Raw genomic sequence first — 17,475 nt, 5'->3', positions numbered from 1 at the left:
ATGTCTATGGGGGAGATGGCGATCATGGAAAACGAAACGGAGCAGCCCCGGCGGTTCCCTGGAGGGCTGCTTGAATGGGCCGGGCATCATTCGGGCGGCGTCAAGCGACTGTTCGATCCTAGTAGCGGGCGTCCTGGCAAGGAATTGCTGAGGACCAGCTTGATTTCCCGGCTTGAGGCCTGGGCCAGCCTAGTTGCGTCGGGAGCCAAGGGTACGCCCAGGATATTGCTCTTGGTCGGAGGGCCAGGCAATGGCAAGACCGAAGCCATCGAGTTCACCATAGATTGCCTAGATAAAGGCCTGGCAGCCAATGGCAGCCTACGACGCAAGCTCTCGGAGCAGTTCCACCCACCTCTTGGGCAACCTGTGCCAAGGGATATACATGTTGATGCTGGCGCCCTTGCCGCCGTGCCAAGGAGGCTTGACTTGTCCATCGTGCAAGATGCCTCGGCAACGGCAGGCCATGAAGGACGCTCCGCACCTGAGCTGTTGATTGATGAGCTGCGTTCCCTATTGGCCGACCAGAATGCATGCTACTACCTATGTTGCGTCAATCGAGGCGTGCTCGATGATGCACTGATCCACGCCATCGATCACGACCTTGGCGATGCCCGTGCATTGCTTGAGCGGATCACTCGATCCGTCAGCCTCTCCGCCGATGCGCCTTCCTGCTGGCCACTTTCGGAATATCCAGATATCGCGGTGTGGCCGATGGATGCCGAATCGCTACTTGCCAAGCCCGATAGCGATATTCCTGCACCAGCCGAGGTCCTCCTCCGGCATGCTGTCGATTCGAGGTATTGGCCCGCGCAAGGCACCTGCATTGCAGGCGACCGCTGCCCCTTTTGTCGCAGCCAAGCCTTGCTAGCCCGGGAGGATGCACGAACCTCATTGTTGAAGATGCTTCGATGGTACGAGCTTGCCAGCGGCAAGAGATGGAGCTTCCGGGACTTGTTCTCCCTTGTTTCCTACCTGCTGGCCGGCAACCTTGCGGTGGACGAAGGAAAGCCAAGCGACCCTTGCAGCTGGGCTGCATCCCTTTGGGAACAAGACCAATCGGGACAATCGGCCAAGAAGCCTCGTCGCCAGCAACTTGTCGCTATTTTCCAGCTAGCGACCGCAGGCTACCAACATGCACTTTTCCATCATTGGGATCCGTTGGCCGCCAATGTCCTCAGGCAAGGCATCAAGGACCTAGGACTAGGGCCGGAGAAGGCAACAACGGATACCCGCGGACCCATCCTGACCTTGCTTGGCCTCCAGTATTTCCTTGCTGGGCGCAAGGACTCGTATCTTCCAGCGACCATTGCTTCCCTGCTGTCGAGCTTGTCTGACTTGCTGGATCCTGCAATGGCAAGCCCGGAAACCGAGGTGGCCGTCAGCGGGAGAAGCAATATCGTCCTCGCAGAACTCGATGCAAGATTCAGTCGTTCCGTTGCCGGGGGAATCGAATTTGTTCGCAAGTATCAGGCGCTCTCGAAAATCGAGGTCGACCTGCTCCAACGCCTGGCCAAACTAGACGAGACCTTGTCTTTGCCAGCCACGCGCCGCCGGAATCCCGCAGCGGCTGGTCGCATCCAGAACATCGTCCGTGATTTTGCATGTCGGTTGGTTCGGCGCAGCTTATGCACGCGAACAGCAGTGGTCGCCGACGCACAAACCCTTGAAGCATTCCAGCACGTCGTGGAAGACGTTCAGGGGAAACAGCTCTTCGAGGTAGCCAAGCAAGTCAAGGACCTCTTGAACCGTAACCAGAGATTCGAGGTTTCCCTCACAACGACATTTGGGCAGCCACTTCCTCCCCAGCAACGCCAGGCAACCCTACTCGTCCAGACAAGGCCGGTAAAGGCCCTGCAGCTTGCATCCGAAGGGCGCCCACGGTCTCCGATCTGCTTCCTTCAGGTAGGAAGCGGGCAATCGCTCCAGCCGATCGCATTGACGTATGACTTGTTCAAGGCCGTAAAGGAACTGGAGCGGGGGATATCCATCGCTTCCTTGCCCAGGACAGTCGTTGCCCTTCTGGATACCACTAGGGCGAGGCTGGCAGGGACGATTGTCCGGGATCCAGATGTCCTGGAAGAGTCAATCATCAGGATTGGATCCGATGGGATAGAAGTCGGCCAGTCGTGGAATGGCTTCGTGGCAACCGTTGGAGGGAAGCAGCCATGACGCTAGCCGAATTCAAGCAATCCCCGTGGCAGAAGTCCCACCAGACCTACAAGGAGTCGGCACTAGCCATCAGTCCAGCACCGGAATATGCCAGCTCGGAAGTACTGGTGGCCTCCCTCTATCGCACCATTGGATTCGACTCCATTAGCGAAGGAGGCGTACCAAAGGCTGGGCGCGACCTTGAAGGCAAGCTTCGCAAGCTCCATGACAAGCAACAAGCCATTCCTGATGGAGCCATACTTGACGCCGACGCATGGAGTGGCGTCCTGCACGGAGTACTGGAAAGCCCCAAGCTACCGAACCAATCCTCCAAGCGGTTCCTCCAAGTTACGCCACTCGTTCCTTCATTGTCGGTTTTCTCCGGCTCGGCGCGACTAAGCAGCAATTCCTGGCCTGCAGGTAGCCTTGTGCGGCGCATGGCATGGCTGGGATCCAGGGACCACGACACTGCACTTTCCCTTTGGAAGGAGCTTTTCTCTGCACTCGAAGTCGGCGAAGACGATGATGTCTTCGCCCGTTGGCTGGAGCAGGAAACATCCTCCTGGGGCGCCTCCCCGAAATGGGAACTGGCGAAGGTGGATCCGCAAGACGTTGCGAACTTCTCCATCGACGATTTCGAAGGCGTGCCTTTCATGCCTGCGCGGCAATTTGCCAGTGACCTACGTGCGATCATGAAGGCGAAGCCCTCGATGACCCGCAGGCAATGGACAAGCCTACTCGAAGCCATCCTGAGGCTTTCTGCAGTGTCGCATGTCACATGGTTATGCGATGTCCAGTCGCGCATCTGGCGTTGCCTCCTAGAGGCTGTCGACGGCAACGGCCCGTCTGGAACGGAAGATGTACGTGATCTCGTATTCCCCAAGAATCCACAGTACATGACGTATGGCGGGAAGGCCCTCCACGGCCTCAAGGACAAGGCGTCTGCCTACCTGACGGCGCGTCTCGGCATTAATACGCTCCTATGGTCGTTGGAGGAAGCAGGCCTTCCCTTCCATGGAAGCCTGTCTTCTAGCGCTGGCATAGCCCAGCTATGCACCCATGTCCGGGAAAACCGTGGTGCCCTCGATGCCATGGGCGTGCGCATGACGTTCTCCGACCTGCGCGAAAGGGAAGCACGTGCATTGAACTGCAAGAAGGGAATCGGCGCGAACATCCTGGAGTTTTCCAGGCATGCATTGGGGCAGCGGCAGACAGCATCCCAATTGCTTAGGGGGTATGACCAAGGCTACGTACTCAAGAAAAGGGGAAGCAGCCCATCGAGCCCATGGATAGTTGCGCTTGGCCCTGTATCGATTCTTGCCTTGGTCCATTGCTCACTGGCAGGCATGGGAGGACCTCGATCGATCCATCGCCTCGAACAGCATCTAGCGGCCTATGGTGTCGTCATTGATAGGCATGACATCGCAAGGAATGACCTAGGCCAGCAACTCCGGATGCTCGGACTCGTACTCGATAGCCCGGATGCAGAAAGCGGAATGCTCTTGCTACCACCGTTCCCCTCAAGCAACCAGTCCTTGGACAAGAAAGAATGAATAGACTCGTAGAAATCCTGGCGAAACTTGTCCAGGAAAAGGTCCAGGGAGCCGTGACTGGACAATCGGGCGACAAGCTTGAATCCAGGTTTATTTTCCACGGCCCCCCACTGGAAATCCTGGAACAGGTGTTCGGTGCACTGGCCGTCGATGGTGGCATACGGATCGAAATCGACGCGCATGGCGCGGCCAAGAAAATACCTGTATTGCTGGTTCTCCCGGCGGTGCAGGCAAACCCTGGGATAGGAGACTCCGGGGAATGCGACGAGAACCATCTCCTGCATATCCGGAATGATCCAAACTCGGCCAGTTTCGTCGCCTTGCTCCCACCGGGGCAACATAGCAGTAGGTCAGTTGCATCCACGACCGACGAATTCGGCATCAGCGCATCAAGCAATACCGGTCATGCGACGTTCGAGGAGTGGTGGGATGACGGCTTTGTCCAGGATCTGGTCGACAAGGGCCTCGGTGATGCAGGGATAGGCAGCGATTCCCTCGATGATTCAAGGGCAATGGTCAAGCGGGCGGCAATGGCTGTCGACGAAGTGGACCCCAGCGAGGGGCTACGGATTGCTGCATGGCGCTTGCTATCCCGAATCTACTCGATCAACAAGGACACCAAGGAACTACCGCCTGGGTCGGCCCTCGCACTCGCTTGCGGCTTTCCACCGATGCAAGATGGAAGCGTATCCGCAAAACTCCAAATGCGCATACAGGACAAGATTGCCGACGAGATGGCGGATGGCTTCAGGACAGGGGTAAGGAGACTCGCCGACCAGGCTACTGATGCGACAAGGGAAGCCCTTTCTGGCTTCCTTTCCCACGTAGAACACACTTGCCAGGTGTCTACGGCATTCGAGCGCTCGATGCCTGCGTTCTACTTGCCTTCGGATGGCCTCGAACTTGAAAAGCCCGAGTCATGGTGGACCACATTGACATGCCAGTGTTGGTCGGAACTCCTTGCTGATGAGCCTGATGAAACCAGCGGAGACCTTTCCATCGATTGCTCCAATGCCATTTTCCACGCAGTGCGTGGAACACCGTCTATCGTACAAGCAGGCGTGGAACTATCGATATCGACCGGACAAGATGCCACTGGCACTCCAGTCGACGTTTTCCTGACCGGGGGTTCCCATGGCAGGACTGGCATCCAAATCCCAGTCGATGGCGCTATCCAACATTCCGACAAACCACCCGCAAGCGGCCAAAGATCACCTATCAGCTACAAGGTGGCAGCCAGCGGAAGGAAACCTGCGACAGCCAAGGTAGTTTCCCTGGCAAGCTGGCTACCCGGCATCCTAGTCGTGTCCCGGATGGCTACCAAGTTCACCCCGCCCAAGAAACCTCGCAAGGGGAATGCCGGGGCAGACTGGGAATCCGCACTCTCCTTGCCCGGCTCCGGCCGATATGAACTCCTGATCTTCGTCACTCCTGGCGCCCAGGTGACAAAGGCCGAAGGAATTCCGGACGACGCAACTGAATCGATGGCCGATGCTCCCGAAGAACTCACCCTTCACGAGGCCAAGCAAGGGATATATCAAGTCGAGATCGACGCCGAAGAGAAGTATCAGCTGGAGATTTCCTTCCAGAAGGATGGCAGCAACACGGATGAAATATGCAGGGTGTTCATCACCTGCGAGGAAGCCAAGGAAGAAGGCTGCAGGAGCGAATTCGAGCGACTCATCAAGCTCAATAGACGCCCGGTCGAGAAGTTCGATACGAAGGCAGTAGTGCAGTTGGATCGTCATGCTCGACTATCTGCCATGCAGTCATGGATGCTTGACGAGATGTCAGTCGCCAAGTCATTCATTCCCGTAGTCATATCCGACGACTATGCCAGCAAGTGGGCCTCTCCAGACTGGGACTCCCAGGTTGGCCCGATTCTTTCGCAAGCACGCTTCCTGCACGACCCACGGCCTCCGGCAGGATTGTTTATTCCCCCAAAGGGATTCGTCGACGCTCGTGAAGAAATTGCCAAGCGAATAAGGGAAACAAACGACGGCATGGGACTGGTCGAGTCATCCCCCCTTGGGAAATGGCTGTTGCGCGACCCTAGTTTCCTGGAACAAGTCGAAGCCTACCTAGATGCGTACATGGCCTGGATTACGGCCGATCGCGATGTTGCCTGCTGGGTGGACCTTATCGCCGTATGCCCAAGGGAGGCAGATGGACGCACGCTGGCAAGGATTCCAGATGCAATCATTCTTTCCCCATTGCACCCGTTGCGACTCGCATGGCATTGCCTCGCACAGAAAATACTGTACGAGGCGGTGGAAGGTGACGAACCCCGACCTTGCCCTGCTGCCAGCATACTGGACCCAGACTGCATACCCGACATCCTGGAAATGCCACTACAGTCTCCGGGAGGGCCCACCGGCATAGACCGAGTTGCATTCCTTTCCGTCGAATGCAACTCCGACTATTGGTCGGTCCTATGGAATGGCAAGCGCCTGGACCAGATTTCAGGCAAATCAAGGAAAGCTCCATTCGACGATTCGCTAGGGTTAATCGTAGGCGGTATTTCGAGTGGATTCAGCCCTGCCCAGGTTGCTCGTTCGCTAGAGGATGTCTCCGACCTTCTCGCCGCCAAGCCTATCATCGGCCTTGTCGTCTCCAGCGGAGGCGGAGCGACGGACGCCTGCAACGAGGGCCTTGCAACATGGTGTTCCTGGCGATTCGGGCGTGGCGAGGAGAAGGGCTTGCAACGGGGCGTAGGCCCCAGAATGATCGAGGTCTTCGATACCAGGCCGGAAAGTTCGCGCCCGGACCAGGCCATGATCGCGAACCTGTCGGAAGACACGGGGAACCGTGTCCGCTGGTTCGAGCGACAACCTCCTGGAACAAGGCCAGACCTCGGCATCATTGCCCAGCTTGATTCTGCACAACCAGAGTCACGGCCTGTCGGCATGCGATCTCCGCTAGGACTCGGCGGACTCGTGCGCCACAGGATCAGGAGGCAACTGCATGGCTCGTTCCTGAGTGAATCTAGGCAGTCACTGCCCATACCACCTACCGGAGACGTGTTCTGCAACAAGATTGCTAGTTGCATCAACCTTCTAGAGGGAGGACAAGACAAGACCATCGGACTGCAGTTTTCCCCAAATGTACATGCCGTCTCCAGCATGCTGGAAGATCAATGCGCTAGCTTTGTCGCCGTTTCATCCTCCGCCATCGACCCCGCCTGCTTCCTTGGTGGCTGGATCAAGGGTACGTACCTTTGGGACTATGACCTGCCTTCCTATTCCCACAGGGCTGGGGATACCAGTGGCTACTACCTCCTATCGCAGGTCAGGGATGCTGACCGTGATGCACTGGGACGGGTACTGTGTCCATTGCCGGGGTGCGAGGGACTCGACCATTCGCAGGTAGAGCAGATCTTGCTCGAGGTTGCCAGGCGAGGAATACCAACGGTACGAGGACTTTCTGGCGACGACACGGGCGCCACTGGCGACCTGGGATTGTTCGTGGCCGTCCGTCTCCTGCAAGACCAGTTCCGCACCGAAGGAAACAAGGACAGCTTGCTGCCCGTGCTGTCGGGTACGCAGGATGACTTATCCATGGCCTTGATCATTCCCGTCGACCCATTTCGGAGCTACCTGGCAGACCTGTCCCGGTCACTGGGACGGGATAAGAAGGAGACATCCTTGTCTCGCCCCGACCTGCTTGTCATCGGGATTCGTGCAACCGAAGTCGGGGTTCGCCTGCACCTCACGCCAATCGAAGTGAAGTTCAGGAACCAAGGTAGCGGATTTGCCCCAGGAGAAGCGAAGGAAGCACTTGCCCAGGCACGTGCCTTGACTAAGTTGCTCAAGGCCATGGTCGACCAGTCTGCGAAATCCACAGCCTGGAAGCTTGCCTACCAGCACCTGTTGCTTTCGATGATAGGGTTCGGCCTGCGCGTATATAGCCAGCATGAACTTGTTTCCACCCAAACGGAACGCTGGTCCGGCTACCACGAGCGCATTGCTGCAGAGATACTCGCTCCTGATTCATCGATCACGATAGATGAATCGGGACGATTGCTGGTCGTCGACGGGACGCCACTCAGCGATGCACACGACCACGACGGAGATGGCTTCAGCGAAAGCATTTCAATTTCCCCCAAGGATGCAGGAAAAATCGTTGGAGGCGACCCCCAGGAGCTCTACGAGGCAGTTCGGTCCAAGGTTGGTGACTGGCGGCTGATGCCATCGCTGGACACTGCCATCACCACTTCCACGACGAGCGTCTCGCCCGGCCCCACGAACCCGGGGTCAAGCGATGGTGACGACAGTGCACCTGCCGAGCCAGACACCATCACAACGTCAAGCCCTGCAGGTGCCTCCACTGAGGAAACCAAGGGCGACAGGGCTGTCGATGCGTCCGCCTCCCCGGATACATCGATGCCGCCGTCTGAAGAACAAGGCAGCGGCATCTTGCTTTCAGTCGGCAGGACCATCGATGGCTTCGAACCTCGCCAACTATCGTTGAACATATCGGACACGAGACTCAACCAGCTCAACATCGGCGTCGTTGGAGACCTCGGCACAGGGAAGACGCAGCTACTGAAATCCCTGATATTCCAGATAGCAACCTCAAGCGCAGAAAATCGAGGAATCAAGCCACGGTTCCTGATATTCGACTACAAGCGAGACTACAGCAGCCCGGAATTCGTCAATGCAACTGGTGCCCGTGTCGTAAAGCCATCACGCTTGCCACTCAACCTATTCGACACCTCCTCCATCGGCGAATCCATGGCACCTTGGCTGGATCGGTTCCGCTTCTTCGCCGATGTCCTCGACAAGGTCTATTCCGGCATTGGGCCCGTGCAGCGAGACAAGCTCAAGGGCGCTGTCCGCAATGCCTACGAGACATGTTCGATAGAGGGTCGCCAGCCAACGATTTACGACATTCATTCCGAGTACCGGGCGCTATTGAATGGCAAGTCGGATTCGCCGATGGCGATCATCGACGACCTCGTGGACATGGAGGTATTCGAGAAGGACCCTGCCAAGACAAAGACCTTCGATGCTTTCCTCGATGGCATAGTCGTTATTTCCCTGGATGCAATGGGGCAAGACGACAGGAGCAAGAACATGCTCGTGGCCATCATGCTGAACATGTTCTACGAGAACATGCTCAAGACACCAAAGCGTCCCTTCCAGGGAAGCGATCCACAGCTTCGGGTGATTGACTCATACCTATTGGTCGATGAAGCCGACAACATCATGCGCTACGAATTCGACGTATTGCGCAAACTATTGCTGCAAGGCCGAGAATTCGGGGCCGGGGTTATCCTGGCATCCCAATACCTTCGGCACTTCAAGGCAAGTACTACCGACTACAAGGAGCCATTGCTGACATGGTTCATACACAAGGTCCCCAATGTCACGCCAGCCGAGCTAGGCTCGCTGGGATTCACCTCGGACCTAGGAGACCTTTCCGAACGCGTGAAGACATTGCCAAACCATCATTGCCTCTACAAGTCGTTCGACTCATCCGGGGAAGTGATTCGTGGGTTGCCTTTCTACGAATTGGACAAGAAACCTTGAGCTGAACCAGCATGGTCGACTTCCTTTCCCCATCCGATCGCTCCGAGCGCATGTCGCGGATCCGGGGAAGGGACACCCAGCCGGAGCTTGCACTGCGCAAGGCCCTGCATCGGATGGGCTTCCGCTACAGGCTGCACGAAAAAAAGCTACCAGGAAAGCCAGATATTGTTCTTCCTCGCTACAAGGTCGTGGTCTTTGTCCATGGCTGCTTCTGGCACCGTCATCCGGGATGCAAGATAGCCACCGTTCCCAAGAGCAATACCCCATTCTGGCTGGAGAAGTTCCAACACAATGTTGCCCGTGACATCCGGGCCGTGGATGAGCTTCGTGCCTTGGGCTGGCGAGTCTTCGTCGTCTGGGAATGCGAGTTGTCGTCAACAGCAAAAACTATTGCCACGAGCGAACGGATCGCAGTCTTAATTCGTGATTCCGCAGAGTCCGCGACATGACTTCCAAGCAGCATCGACATTGCCCGGTAGGAATCCGGTGACGACCTAAATCCCATTCCTGGCTGCCCGGGGCACCCCTGTGTCCCAGCATCCTGCCATTCCCTCACCGAGGAAGGCACGATGCCCCCAACCAGCCCCCGCGCTTGTCGACAGCATTGCTGGATAGTGCTGCTTCTGCTCGCAACCTCTTCATTGCAGCCGGCCATTGCATCCACTGCAGCCATCGAACGCGAGCAACTTGCGGCCTTGGTTCGCCAGCTCGACCTGATCGATCGCCTGACCGAGCACGCCGCCCATATCGCTCCGCAGGAACGCGCCCGCTACCACTTCGACCATGCCCGCCTGCGCGAGGACCTCCAGCGCGTTCGGGCGGGCATCCAGGACTACCTGACGCCGCCGCGCGCCCAGCCGCGTGATCCGGTCGAGCTGTCCGGCGACTACCGCCAGTCCAGCCCGCCCTCCGACCAGGAGGCACCCCAATGAACGCCGCCCAGGTCAGCGCCTTCCAGGCCAATGGCGGCTTCGCCCCCGCCGCCGTGGCCACGGTGGTGCTCGGTCTGGTGTTCGCCGTCCTGCTCCTGTGGGGCGTGTGGGCCATGCGTACCGCCTACACCGGCTGGGCCGAGCAGCGCCTGTCCCAGCGCCAGTTCCTGGGTGTCGTCGTGCGCTTCGTCGCGATGTACCTGGTGCTGACCTATTTCCTCCTGTCCTGACCACCACGAAAGGCCTGACCACCATGAAGACCCATCCGATTCCCCATCGCGTTGCCACCACCATCCTCGCGCCACTGATGCTGCCGGGCCTGCCGCTGGCGGCCCGGGCGCAGGGCCTGCCGACCATCGAGGACCCGTCGCGCGGCCAGGGCAGCGGCATCATGCAGACGCTGCAGAACTACGGCTACGACATCGTGCTGCTGGTCGCGCTCCTCGTGGTCGCCTCGATGTTCGTCGGCGTGTGCTACCACGCCTATACGCGCTACTCGGAAATCCATACCGGCCGCGCCACCTGGGGCCAGTTCGGCCTGACGGTCGCCGTGGGTGCGATCCTGCTGGTGGTCGGCATCTGGCTGCTGACCAAGGCCACCGGCGTGCTCTGAGTGGCAATGGCTGCCTTGAACGATATCGCGCGTGACGGGTTGGTGACCTTCCTGCCGCACAGGCTGAACCGCCAGCCCGTGGTGGTGAGGGGCCTGACCGCCGACGAGCTCTGGATCTGCGCCGGCCTCTCCGCGGTGGCGGGGGTCATCGCCGGCGTGCCGCTGGCCTGGGCCACGCACAGCGTCGCCATGGTGCCGACCCTGATCGTGGCTGGCGTGGCGGCTGGCGTGTTCGGTGGTGGCGGCTTCCTGCGCCGGCAGAAGCGCGGCCGCCCGGACACCTGGATGTACCGGCAACTGCAGTGGCGCCTGGCGCTGCGCCATCCGCTGGCAGCGTCCTGGCTCGGTGGGCACCGTCTCATCACGCGGTCGGGGTACTGGACCACCCGGCGCTCACGCGGAGCAGCCGCCTCATGAGCCGTTTCAGGAACGAAGTCCATCACCTGCAGGCCCATGTGCGCACGCTGCGCCTGGGCGCCGGTGCGTTGTTCGTGGTGGCGCTGCTGCTCGGTTTCGGCTGGTGGAGTGCGCCGAGGCAACTGACGATCCACGTGCCCCCCGATCTGCGCTCGGGCAGCACCCGCGCCTGGTGGGATGTGCCGCCCGAGAATGTCTATGCGTTCGCCTTCTACGTCTGGCAGCAGGTACAACGCTGGCCGACGGATGGCGAACAGGACTACCCGCGCAACCTCCACGCGCTGTCGGCCTATTTCACACCGGCCTGCCAGGCCTTCCTGCGACAGGACTACGAGTACCGGCGCAGCAGTGGCGAACTGCGCCAGCGGGTGCGCGGCATCTACGAGATTCCGGGGCGCGGCTTTGGCGACAACCCCACGATGCGGGTAAAGACGGTTTCCAGCCGCGACTGGATCGTCACGCTCGATGTCAGCGCGGACGAGTACTACGGCGCCGAGCAGGTCAAGCGGGCCCTGGTGCGCTATCCGCTGAAAGTGGTGCGGCTGGACGTCGATCCCCAGCACAACCCCTTCGGCCTTGCGCTGGACTGCTATGACGGAGCGCCGCAGCGCATCGAGGCACCGTCGCCGGCAGTGCCTCCGTCCGGCAGGCCCGGCGGCGGCCTGTCGCAGGGAGGCAACCCTTGAAACACAACGTCTTCACCATCGTGGCGAGCCTGGCCCTTGGATTCGGCCTGGTGCCGGACAGCCATGCCATCGAGATCCTGCGCTGGCAGCGGCTCCCGCTGGCCGTCCCGCTGGTCGTCGGCCAGGAGCGCGTGGTCTTCATCGACCGCAACGTGCGTGTCGGCCTGCCCCCGAGCCTGGGCGAGCGGCTGCGCGTGCAGAGCGCGGGTGGAGCCATCTACCTGCGCGCCAGCGAGGCCATCGCGCCGACGCGGCTGCAACTGCAGGACGTGGAATCCGGCGCCATCGTGCTGGTCGACATCGCAGCCACGGACGCCCGGGAAGGCGAGCAGCCGCTGGAGCCTGTACGCATCGTCCTGCAGGACGCCGCCGAGGAAGCCAGCGAAGACACAGCCGCCGGTTCAGCCCAGGCAGCGCATACCGCGAAGCGTCGGCAAACGCCGATAACCGTTGTCCTGACGCGCTACGCGGCGCAGAACCTTTACGCACCGCTGCGCACCGTCGAGCCCGTGGCCGGCATCGGACGCGTGCCGCTGCGGCGCCCGCTCGCGCTGGACACACTGCTGCCGACGCTGCCGCTCAAGGCGCGGGCGCTGGCGGCCTGGCGACTCGAAGACCAGTGGGTCACCGCCGTGCGCCTGACCAACACCTCGCCTCACCGGATCGATCTCGATCCAAGGGCGCTGCAAGGCGACTTCGTGGCCGCGACCTTCCAGCATCCCGACCTGGGGCCAGCGGGCGCTTCGACCGACACCACGGTGGTCTACCTGGTCACGCGCGGCCGTGGCCTGGCCGAGTCGCTGATGCCGGTGCTCAGCCCCATCGATGCCGGCACGAACCTGCCGCCGGCCGCCGCTGCGGGGAGGACGTCCGATGAGGAGTAATCCCCTGTTGAAGTGGCTGCTGATTCCGATGGCATTGTTGCTGGTGTTCGTCGGTGCCAGGTTGTTCTCAGGCAGCGGCGCCGCACCTGGCCAGCCGGATGTCCCCGGGCAGCTCACTCCCGAGGAAATGAAGGCGCTCGGCATCGCGGGCGACACCCCGCGCGATACCGTCGCCACCCTGGTCGCGCAGGTCAAGCAGCTCCGCACAGAGTTGCAGACCGCGCTGAGCGACAACCGCCAGCACAAGGCCGAGAACGAGCGCCTGCGTACCCGCGAGGGCGCGATCGACCAGCGCATCCAGAACGCCCTCGACAGCGAACGCCGCCGCCTGGAACAGGAGCGCACCCAGGCCGCCAGCGACCGGCAGCAGACGCAAGGGCTGATGCAGGAATTGCAGCGCCGCCTGGACGGGTTGTCCGGCAAGGGCGGTGCCGCCGACCTGCCGATCGGCCTTGGACTGGACGGGCATGACGGCGGACCGCTCACGGATGGCGGCATGCGCTGGATCGAACCGGCTGACGCCCAGCCCGATCCGAAGGGCGGTTCGAGCAGCCTGCGCTTGCCCGCCTTTCCCTCCAGCTTCGGCCCGGCCTCGCCGGAGCTGTCGGCTGCGGCGGAGGCCGTCAGCGACAGGACTGCGCAAGCCGTTGGCGGCACCGCCCAGGCGGTCTATACGGTGCCCGCCAATGCCACGCTGATGGGCTCGGTCGCCATGACCGCGCTGATCGGTCGCATTCCCATCGACGGCACCGTCAACGACCCGTTTCCCTTCAAGGTGCTGATCGGGGCCGACAACCTGGCGGCCAACGGCATCGAGATTCCCGACGTGGCCGGTGCGGTGGTCAGCGGCACGGCCTCGGGCGACTGGACGCTCTCGTGCGTGCGTGGGCAGGTCCGTTCCATCACCTTCGTGTTCAGCGACGGCACCATCCGCACGGTGCCGGAGGACGACGGCAAGCGCAGTCGAAGCCAGAACAGCACCAGCCTGCTGGATGGCCTGGGCTGGATCAGCGATCCCTACGGCATCCCGTGCGTCTCGGGCGAGCGGCGCAGCAATGCCCAGCAGTACCTGGGATCGCAGGCGTTGATCACCGCGGCCGGCGCGGGCGCCGCCTCGCTCATCAAGTCCGACAACGGCAGCGTGGCCGTGGTCGCCAACAACAGCGGTTCGCTGGGCACGGTCGGCATTTCGGGCAACGAGGCCATGGGCCGCATCCTGGCCGGTGGCGTGCGCGACATGGCCGACTGGGTCAACAAGCTCTACGGCCAGGCCTTCGCTGCGGTCTACGTGCAGCCCGGCGCCAGGGTGGCCGTGCACCTGGAGCAGCCGATCGCCATCGACCACGACGCCAAGGGGCGCCGGGTGAATCACCTCATGGGAGAAGCACATGCGTCGGACCTGGATTGACCGCCCCCTTGTCCTGCTCGCCGCCGCCGTTCTCGCAGGTTGTGCCACCAGCTCGGAAAAGCTGCTGCCCCGGGGCGAGCACACCATGCTGGACATCTGGCGGCACGAGACTGGCGGCCATAGCGGCGGCCAGGCCGGCCGCCTGCTGCTCGACGCACGCCAGGACCTGCGCCGCCCGCTGGCCGACGCTGACACCCTCGCGGCGCCCGCCCGGAACGCGGCCTACACCCGCACGGCAGCGAACGAGATCCAGCGACAGTTCCATCGACTGCCAAACCCCGATCTGGTGATGTATGTCTTTCCGCACCTGGCCGGCACCGACCCGGTACCGGTGCCCGGCTACAGCACCGTCTTCCCGCTCTACCAGCGCGTACAGTACGCGATGCCGGGCGAACGGCTGGAGGACTACTGATGGGCTGGCGACTGCCGTGGCCGCGTCGTCCGGCCCCCATGCCAGTCCAGGCCCACATCGAGCCGGACGCCTGGACGCAGCATGTCGCCCGCCTTGCCGCGCACGGCATCGAGGCACCTGGCGCCGCCCCTGGGCAGCAGCATCGGCGACCCGCGACGCAGGCCGACCACGCGGCACTCTACGACGTGGCGCCGTCCTTCGCCGACCTGCTGCCCTGGGTCGAGTACCTGCCGGCCACGAAGAGCATGCTGCTCGAAGATGGCCAATCGGTGGCGGCGTTCTTCGAGTTGCAGCCGATCGGTACCGAAGGGCGCGAGACCGCCTGGCTGTGGCAGGCCCGCGATGCCCTGGAGAATGCGCTGCAGGACTCCTTCGACGAACTGGACGAGAACCCGTGGGTGGTGCAGCTCTACGCGCAGGACGAAGCCGATTGGGAGCACTACCTGCGGACGCTGAGGGCGTACCTGCATCCACGCGCGCAGGGCAGCGCGTTCAGCGAGTTCTATCTGCGCTTCTTCGGGCACCACCTGCGCGCGATCGCGAAGCCGGGCGGCCTGTTCGAGGACACCACGGTCACACGCCTGCCGTGGCGCGGCCAGACCCGGCGCGTGCGCATGGTGGTTTATCAGCGCGCCCCGGACGCAGCATCGGCCCGGCGGGGGCAATCGCCCGAGCAGGCCCTGGCGACGATTTGCGACCGCCTGGTCGGTGGCCTGGCGAATGCCGGCGTCAAGGCCCGGCGCCTTGGCGCGGGGGACATTCACGACTGGCTGTTGCGCTGGTTCAACCCGAATCCCGGCGCGCTGGGCAGCACGGCCGAAGACCGGGAACGCTTCTACGCGCTCGCCCGCTACCCGGAGGAACGGGAAGAGGGCGAGATCGAGCTGGCCAGCGGCGACTTCGCGCAACGCCTGTTCTTCAGCCAGCCGCGCTCGGATGTCGCTAGCGGCCTGTGGTTCTTCGACGGCATGCCGCACCGGGTCATCGTCATGGACCGCCTGCGCTCGCCGCCCGCGACCGGACACGTGACCGGCGAGACGCGCAAGGGCGGCGATGCGATGAACGCGCTGTTCGACCAGATGCCCGAGGACACGGTGATGTGCCTGACCCTGGTCGCCACGCCGCAGGATGTGCTGGAGGCGCACCTCAACCACCTGGCCCGCAAGGCGGTCGGCGAGACGCTCGCCAGCGAGCAGGCGCGCCAGGACGTGCAGCAGGCCCGCGGCCTCATCGGCAGCGCGCACAAGCTGTACCGGGGCACGCTGGCGTTCTACCTGCGCGGCCGCGACATGGCGCAGCTCGACGCCCGCGGCCTGCAACTGGTCAATGTCATGCTCAATGCGGGCTTGCAGCCGGTGCGCGAAGAGGACGAGGTGGCGCCGCTCAACACCTACCTGCGCTGGCTGCCCTGCCTGTTCGACCCGGCGGCGGACAAGCGGCAGTGGTACACGCAACTGATGTTCGCGCAGCACGCGGCCAACCTGGCGCCGGTGTGGGGGCGCAGCCAGGGCACCGGCCACCCGGGCATCACCTTCTTCAACCGGGGCGGCGGCACGATCACCTTCGATCCACTGAACCGGCTCGACCGGCAGATGAATGCCCACCTGTTCCTCTTCGGCCCGACCGGCTCCGGCAAGAGCGCCACGCTGAACAACATCCTCAACCAGGTCACGGCGATCTACCGGCCCAGGTTGTTCATCGTCGAGGCCGGCAACAGCTTTGGCCTGTTCGGTGACTTCGCCGCTCGGCTGGGCCTGAGCGTGCATCGCGTAAAGCTGGCACCCGGCGCGGGCGTGAGCCTGGCGCCATTCGCCGATGCCTGGCGTCTGGTCGATACACCGGGCCAGGTGCAGACGCTGGATGCCGACGCTCTGGACGAGGACGGCGACACCCATCCGGCCGACGACGGGGATGACCAGCGCGACGTGCTCGGCGAACTCGAAATCACCGCCCGGCTGATGATCACCGGCGGCGAGGACAAGGAGGAAGCGCGCATGACGCGCGCCGACCGCAGCCTGATTCGCCAGTGCATCCTGGACGCCGCTCAGCGCTGCGTGGCACAGGCGCGCACGGTGCTGACCCGCGACGTGCGCGACGCGCTGCGCGAACGCGCCCGCGACGCCAACCTGCCGGATGCCCGGCGCGCGCGGCTGCTGGAGATGGCCGATGCGATGGACATGCTCTGCCAGGGCGCAGACGGCGAGATGTTCGACCGTCCTGGCACGCCCTGGCCCGAGGCGGACATCACCATCGTGGATCTGGCCACCTTCGCGCGCGAGGGCTACAACGCGCAGCTCTCCATTGCCTACATCTCGCTGATCAACACGGTGAACAACATCGCCGAGCGCGACCAGTTCCTGGGCCGGCCGATCATCAACGTCACCGACGAAGGCCACATCATCACCAAGAACCCGCTGCTCGCGCCCTACGTGGTCAAGATCACCAAGATGTGGCGCAAGCTCGGTGCGTGGTACTGGCTGGCGACGCAGAACATCGACGACCTGCCCAAGGCCGCCGAGCCCATGCTCAACATGATCGAGTGGTGGATCTGCCTGTCGATGCCGCCCGACGAGGTGGAGAAGATCGCCCGGTTCCGCGAACTTTCACCCGCACAGAAGGCGCTGATGCTGTCCGCGCGCAAGGAGGCTGGCAAGTTCAGCGAGGGCGTCATCCTGTCTAAGTCGATGGAAGTGCTGTTCCGCGCCGTGCCGCCCAGCCTCTATCTGGCCCTTGCGCAGACCGAACCGGAAGAGAAGGCCGAACGCTACCAGCTCATGCGCCAGTACGGCATCGGCGAACTGGATGCCGCCTTCAAGGTGGCCGAAAAGATCGACCAGGCGCGTGGCATCGCATCGCCGCCGCTGTTCCTGCCGAAATGACCGGAGCGCGTC

The 17,475-nt window shown here is 62.2% G+C and carries 13 protein-coding genes; all 13 read left to right on the top strand.

The annotated features are described in order from the left end of the window. The first annotated feature begins 24 nt into the window (after positions 1–24). The 13 genes from PCQ86_RS11760 (at position 25) to PCQ86_RS11700 (ending at position 17,463) form a co-directional block, all read left to right on the top strand. Positions 25–2,169: a hypothetical protein gene (locus tag PCQ86_RS11760; protein ID WP_270173808.1), complete on the top strand. Its 2,145-nt coding sequence runs from the start codon at positions 25–27 to the stop codon at positions 2,167–2,169. After that, on the top strand, positions 2,166–3,701 hold the full coding sequence (locus PCQ86_RS11755; protein ID WP_081093917.1) for a hypothetical protein: 1,536 nt from the start codon (positions 2,166–2,168) through the stop codon (positions 3,699–3,701). Before PCQ86_RS11760 ends, PCQ86_RS11755 begins: the two co-directional genes overlap by 4 nt. Next, positions 3,698–9,232, top strand: coding sequence for an ATP-binding protein (locus tag PCQ86_RS11750; RefSeq protein ID WP_270173807.1), 5,535 nt, complete (start codon positions 3,698–3,700; stop codon positions 9,230–9,232). Before PCQ86_RS11755 ends, PCQ86_RS11750 begins: the two co-directional genes overlap by 4 nt. An 11-nt stretch (positions 9,233–9,243) precedes the next feature. After that, positions 9,244–9,681 (top strand): very short patch repair endonuclease, encoded by a 438-nt coding sequence (locus tag PCQ86_RS11745; RefSeq protein ID WP_020649421.1) that lies wholly within the window; start codon positions 9,244–9,246, stop codon positions 9,679–9,681. 120 nt (positions 9,682–9,801) lie between these two features. After that, positions 9,802–10,164: an integrative conjugative element protein, RAQPRD family gene (locus PCQ86_RS11740; RefSeq protein WP_270173806.1), complete on the top strand. Its 363-nt coding sequence runs from the start codon at positions 9,802–9,804 to the stop codon at positions 10,162–10,164. Next, the gene (locus tag PCQ86_RS11735) at positions 10,161–10,394 is read left to right on the top strand and encodes a TIGR03758 family integrating conjugative element protein (protein WP_009463356.1); all 234 of its coding nucleotides are present in this window, start codon (positions 10,161–10,163) and stop codon (positions 10,392–10,394) included. The genes PCQ86_RS11740 and PCQ86_RS11735 overlap by 4 nt, the downstream gene beginning before the upstream one ends. A 77-nt stretch (positions 10,395–10,471) precedes the next feature. Then, on the top strand, positions 10,472–10,777 hold the full coding sequence (locus tag PCQ86_RS11730; RefSeq protein ID WP_442874559.1) for a TIGR03745 family integrating conjugative element membrane protein: 306 nt from the start codon (positions 10,472–10,474) through the stop codon (positions 10,775–10,777). Between the two features lie 6 nt (positions 10,778–10,783). Beyond that, entirely contained in the window at positions 10,784–11,194 is a 411-nt protein-coding gene (locus tag PCQ86_RS11725; protein WP_270173805.1) for a TIGR03750 family conjugal transfer protein, read from the top strand. Beyond that, positions 11,191–11,880 (top strand): PFL_4703 family integrating conjugative element protein, encoded by a 690-nt coding sequence (locus tag PCQ86_RS11720; protein ID WP_034036943.1) that lies wholly within the window; start codon positions 11,191–11,193, stop codon positions 11,878–11,880. Before PCQ86_RS11725 ends, PCQ86_RS11720 begins: the two co-directional genes overlap by 4 nt. Further along, complete coding sequence (locus tag PCQ86_RS11715) at positions 11,877–12,764, top strand: TIGR03749 family integrating conjugative element protein (RefSeq protein WP_270173804.1); 888 nt, start codon at positions 11,877–11,879, stop codon at positions 12,762–12,764. The genes PCQ86_RS11720 and PCQ86_RS11715 overlap by 4 nt, the downstream gene beginning before the upstream one ends. Next, positions 12,754–14,172, top strand: coding sequence for a TIGR03752 family integrating conjugative element protein (locus PCQ86_RS11710; protein WP_270173803.1), 1,419 nt, complete (start codon positions 12,754–12,756; stop codon positions 14,170–14,172). Before PCQ86_RS11715 ends, PCQ86_RS11710 begins: the two co-directional genes overlap by 11 nt. Next, on the top strand, positions 14,153–14,584 hold the full coding sequence (locus tag PCQ86_RS11705; protein ID WP_270173802.1) for a TIGR03751 family conjugal transfer lipoprotein: 432 nt from the start codon (positions 14,153–14,155) through the stop codon (positions 14,582–14,584). The genes PCQ86_RS11710 and PCQ86_RS11705 overlap by 20 nt, the downstream gene beginning before the upstream one ends. Then, positions 14,584–17,463, top strand: coding sequence for a conjugative transfer ATPase (locus PCQ86_RS11700; RefSeq protein WP_270173801.1), 2,880 nt, complete (start codon positions 14,584–14,586; stop codon positions 17,461–17,463). The genes PCQ86_RS11705 and PCQ86_RS11700 overlap by 1 nt, the downstream gene beginning before the upstream one ends. Positions 17,464–17,475 lie beyond the last annotated feature (12 nt).

The sequence above is a fragment of the Diaphorobacter sp. ED-3 genome, from assembly GCF_027625375.1.
Lineage (GTDB): Bacteria > Pseudomonadota > Gammaproteobacteria > Burkholderiales > Burkholderiaceae_C > Diaphorobacter > Diaphorobacter nitroreducens.
The sequence above is the reverse complement of the archived record's forward strand: the minus strand, read 5'-3'. Positions and strand labels throughout refer to the sequence as shown.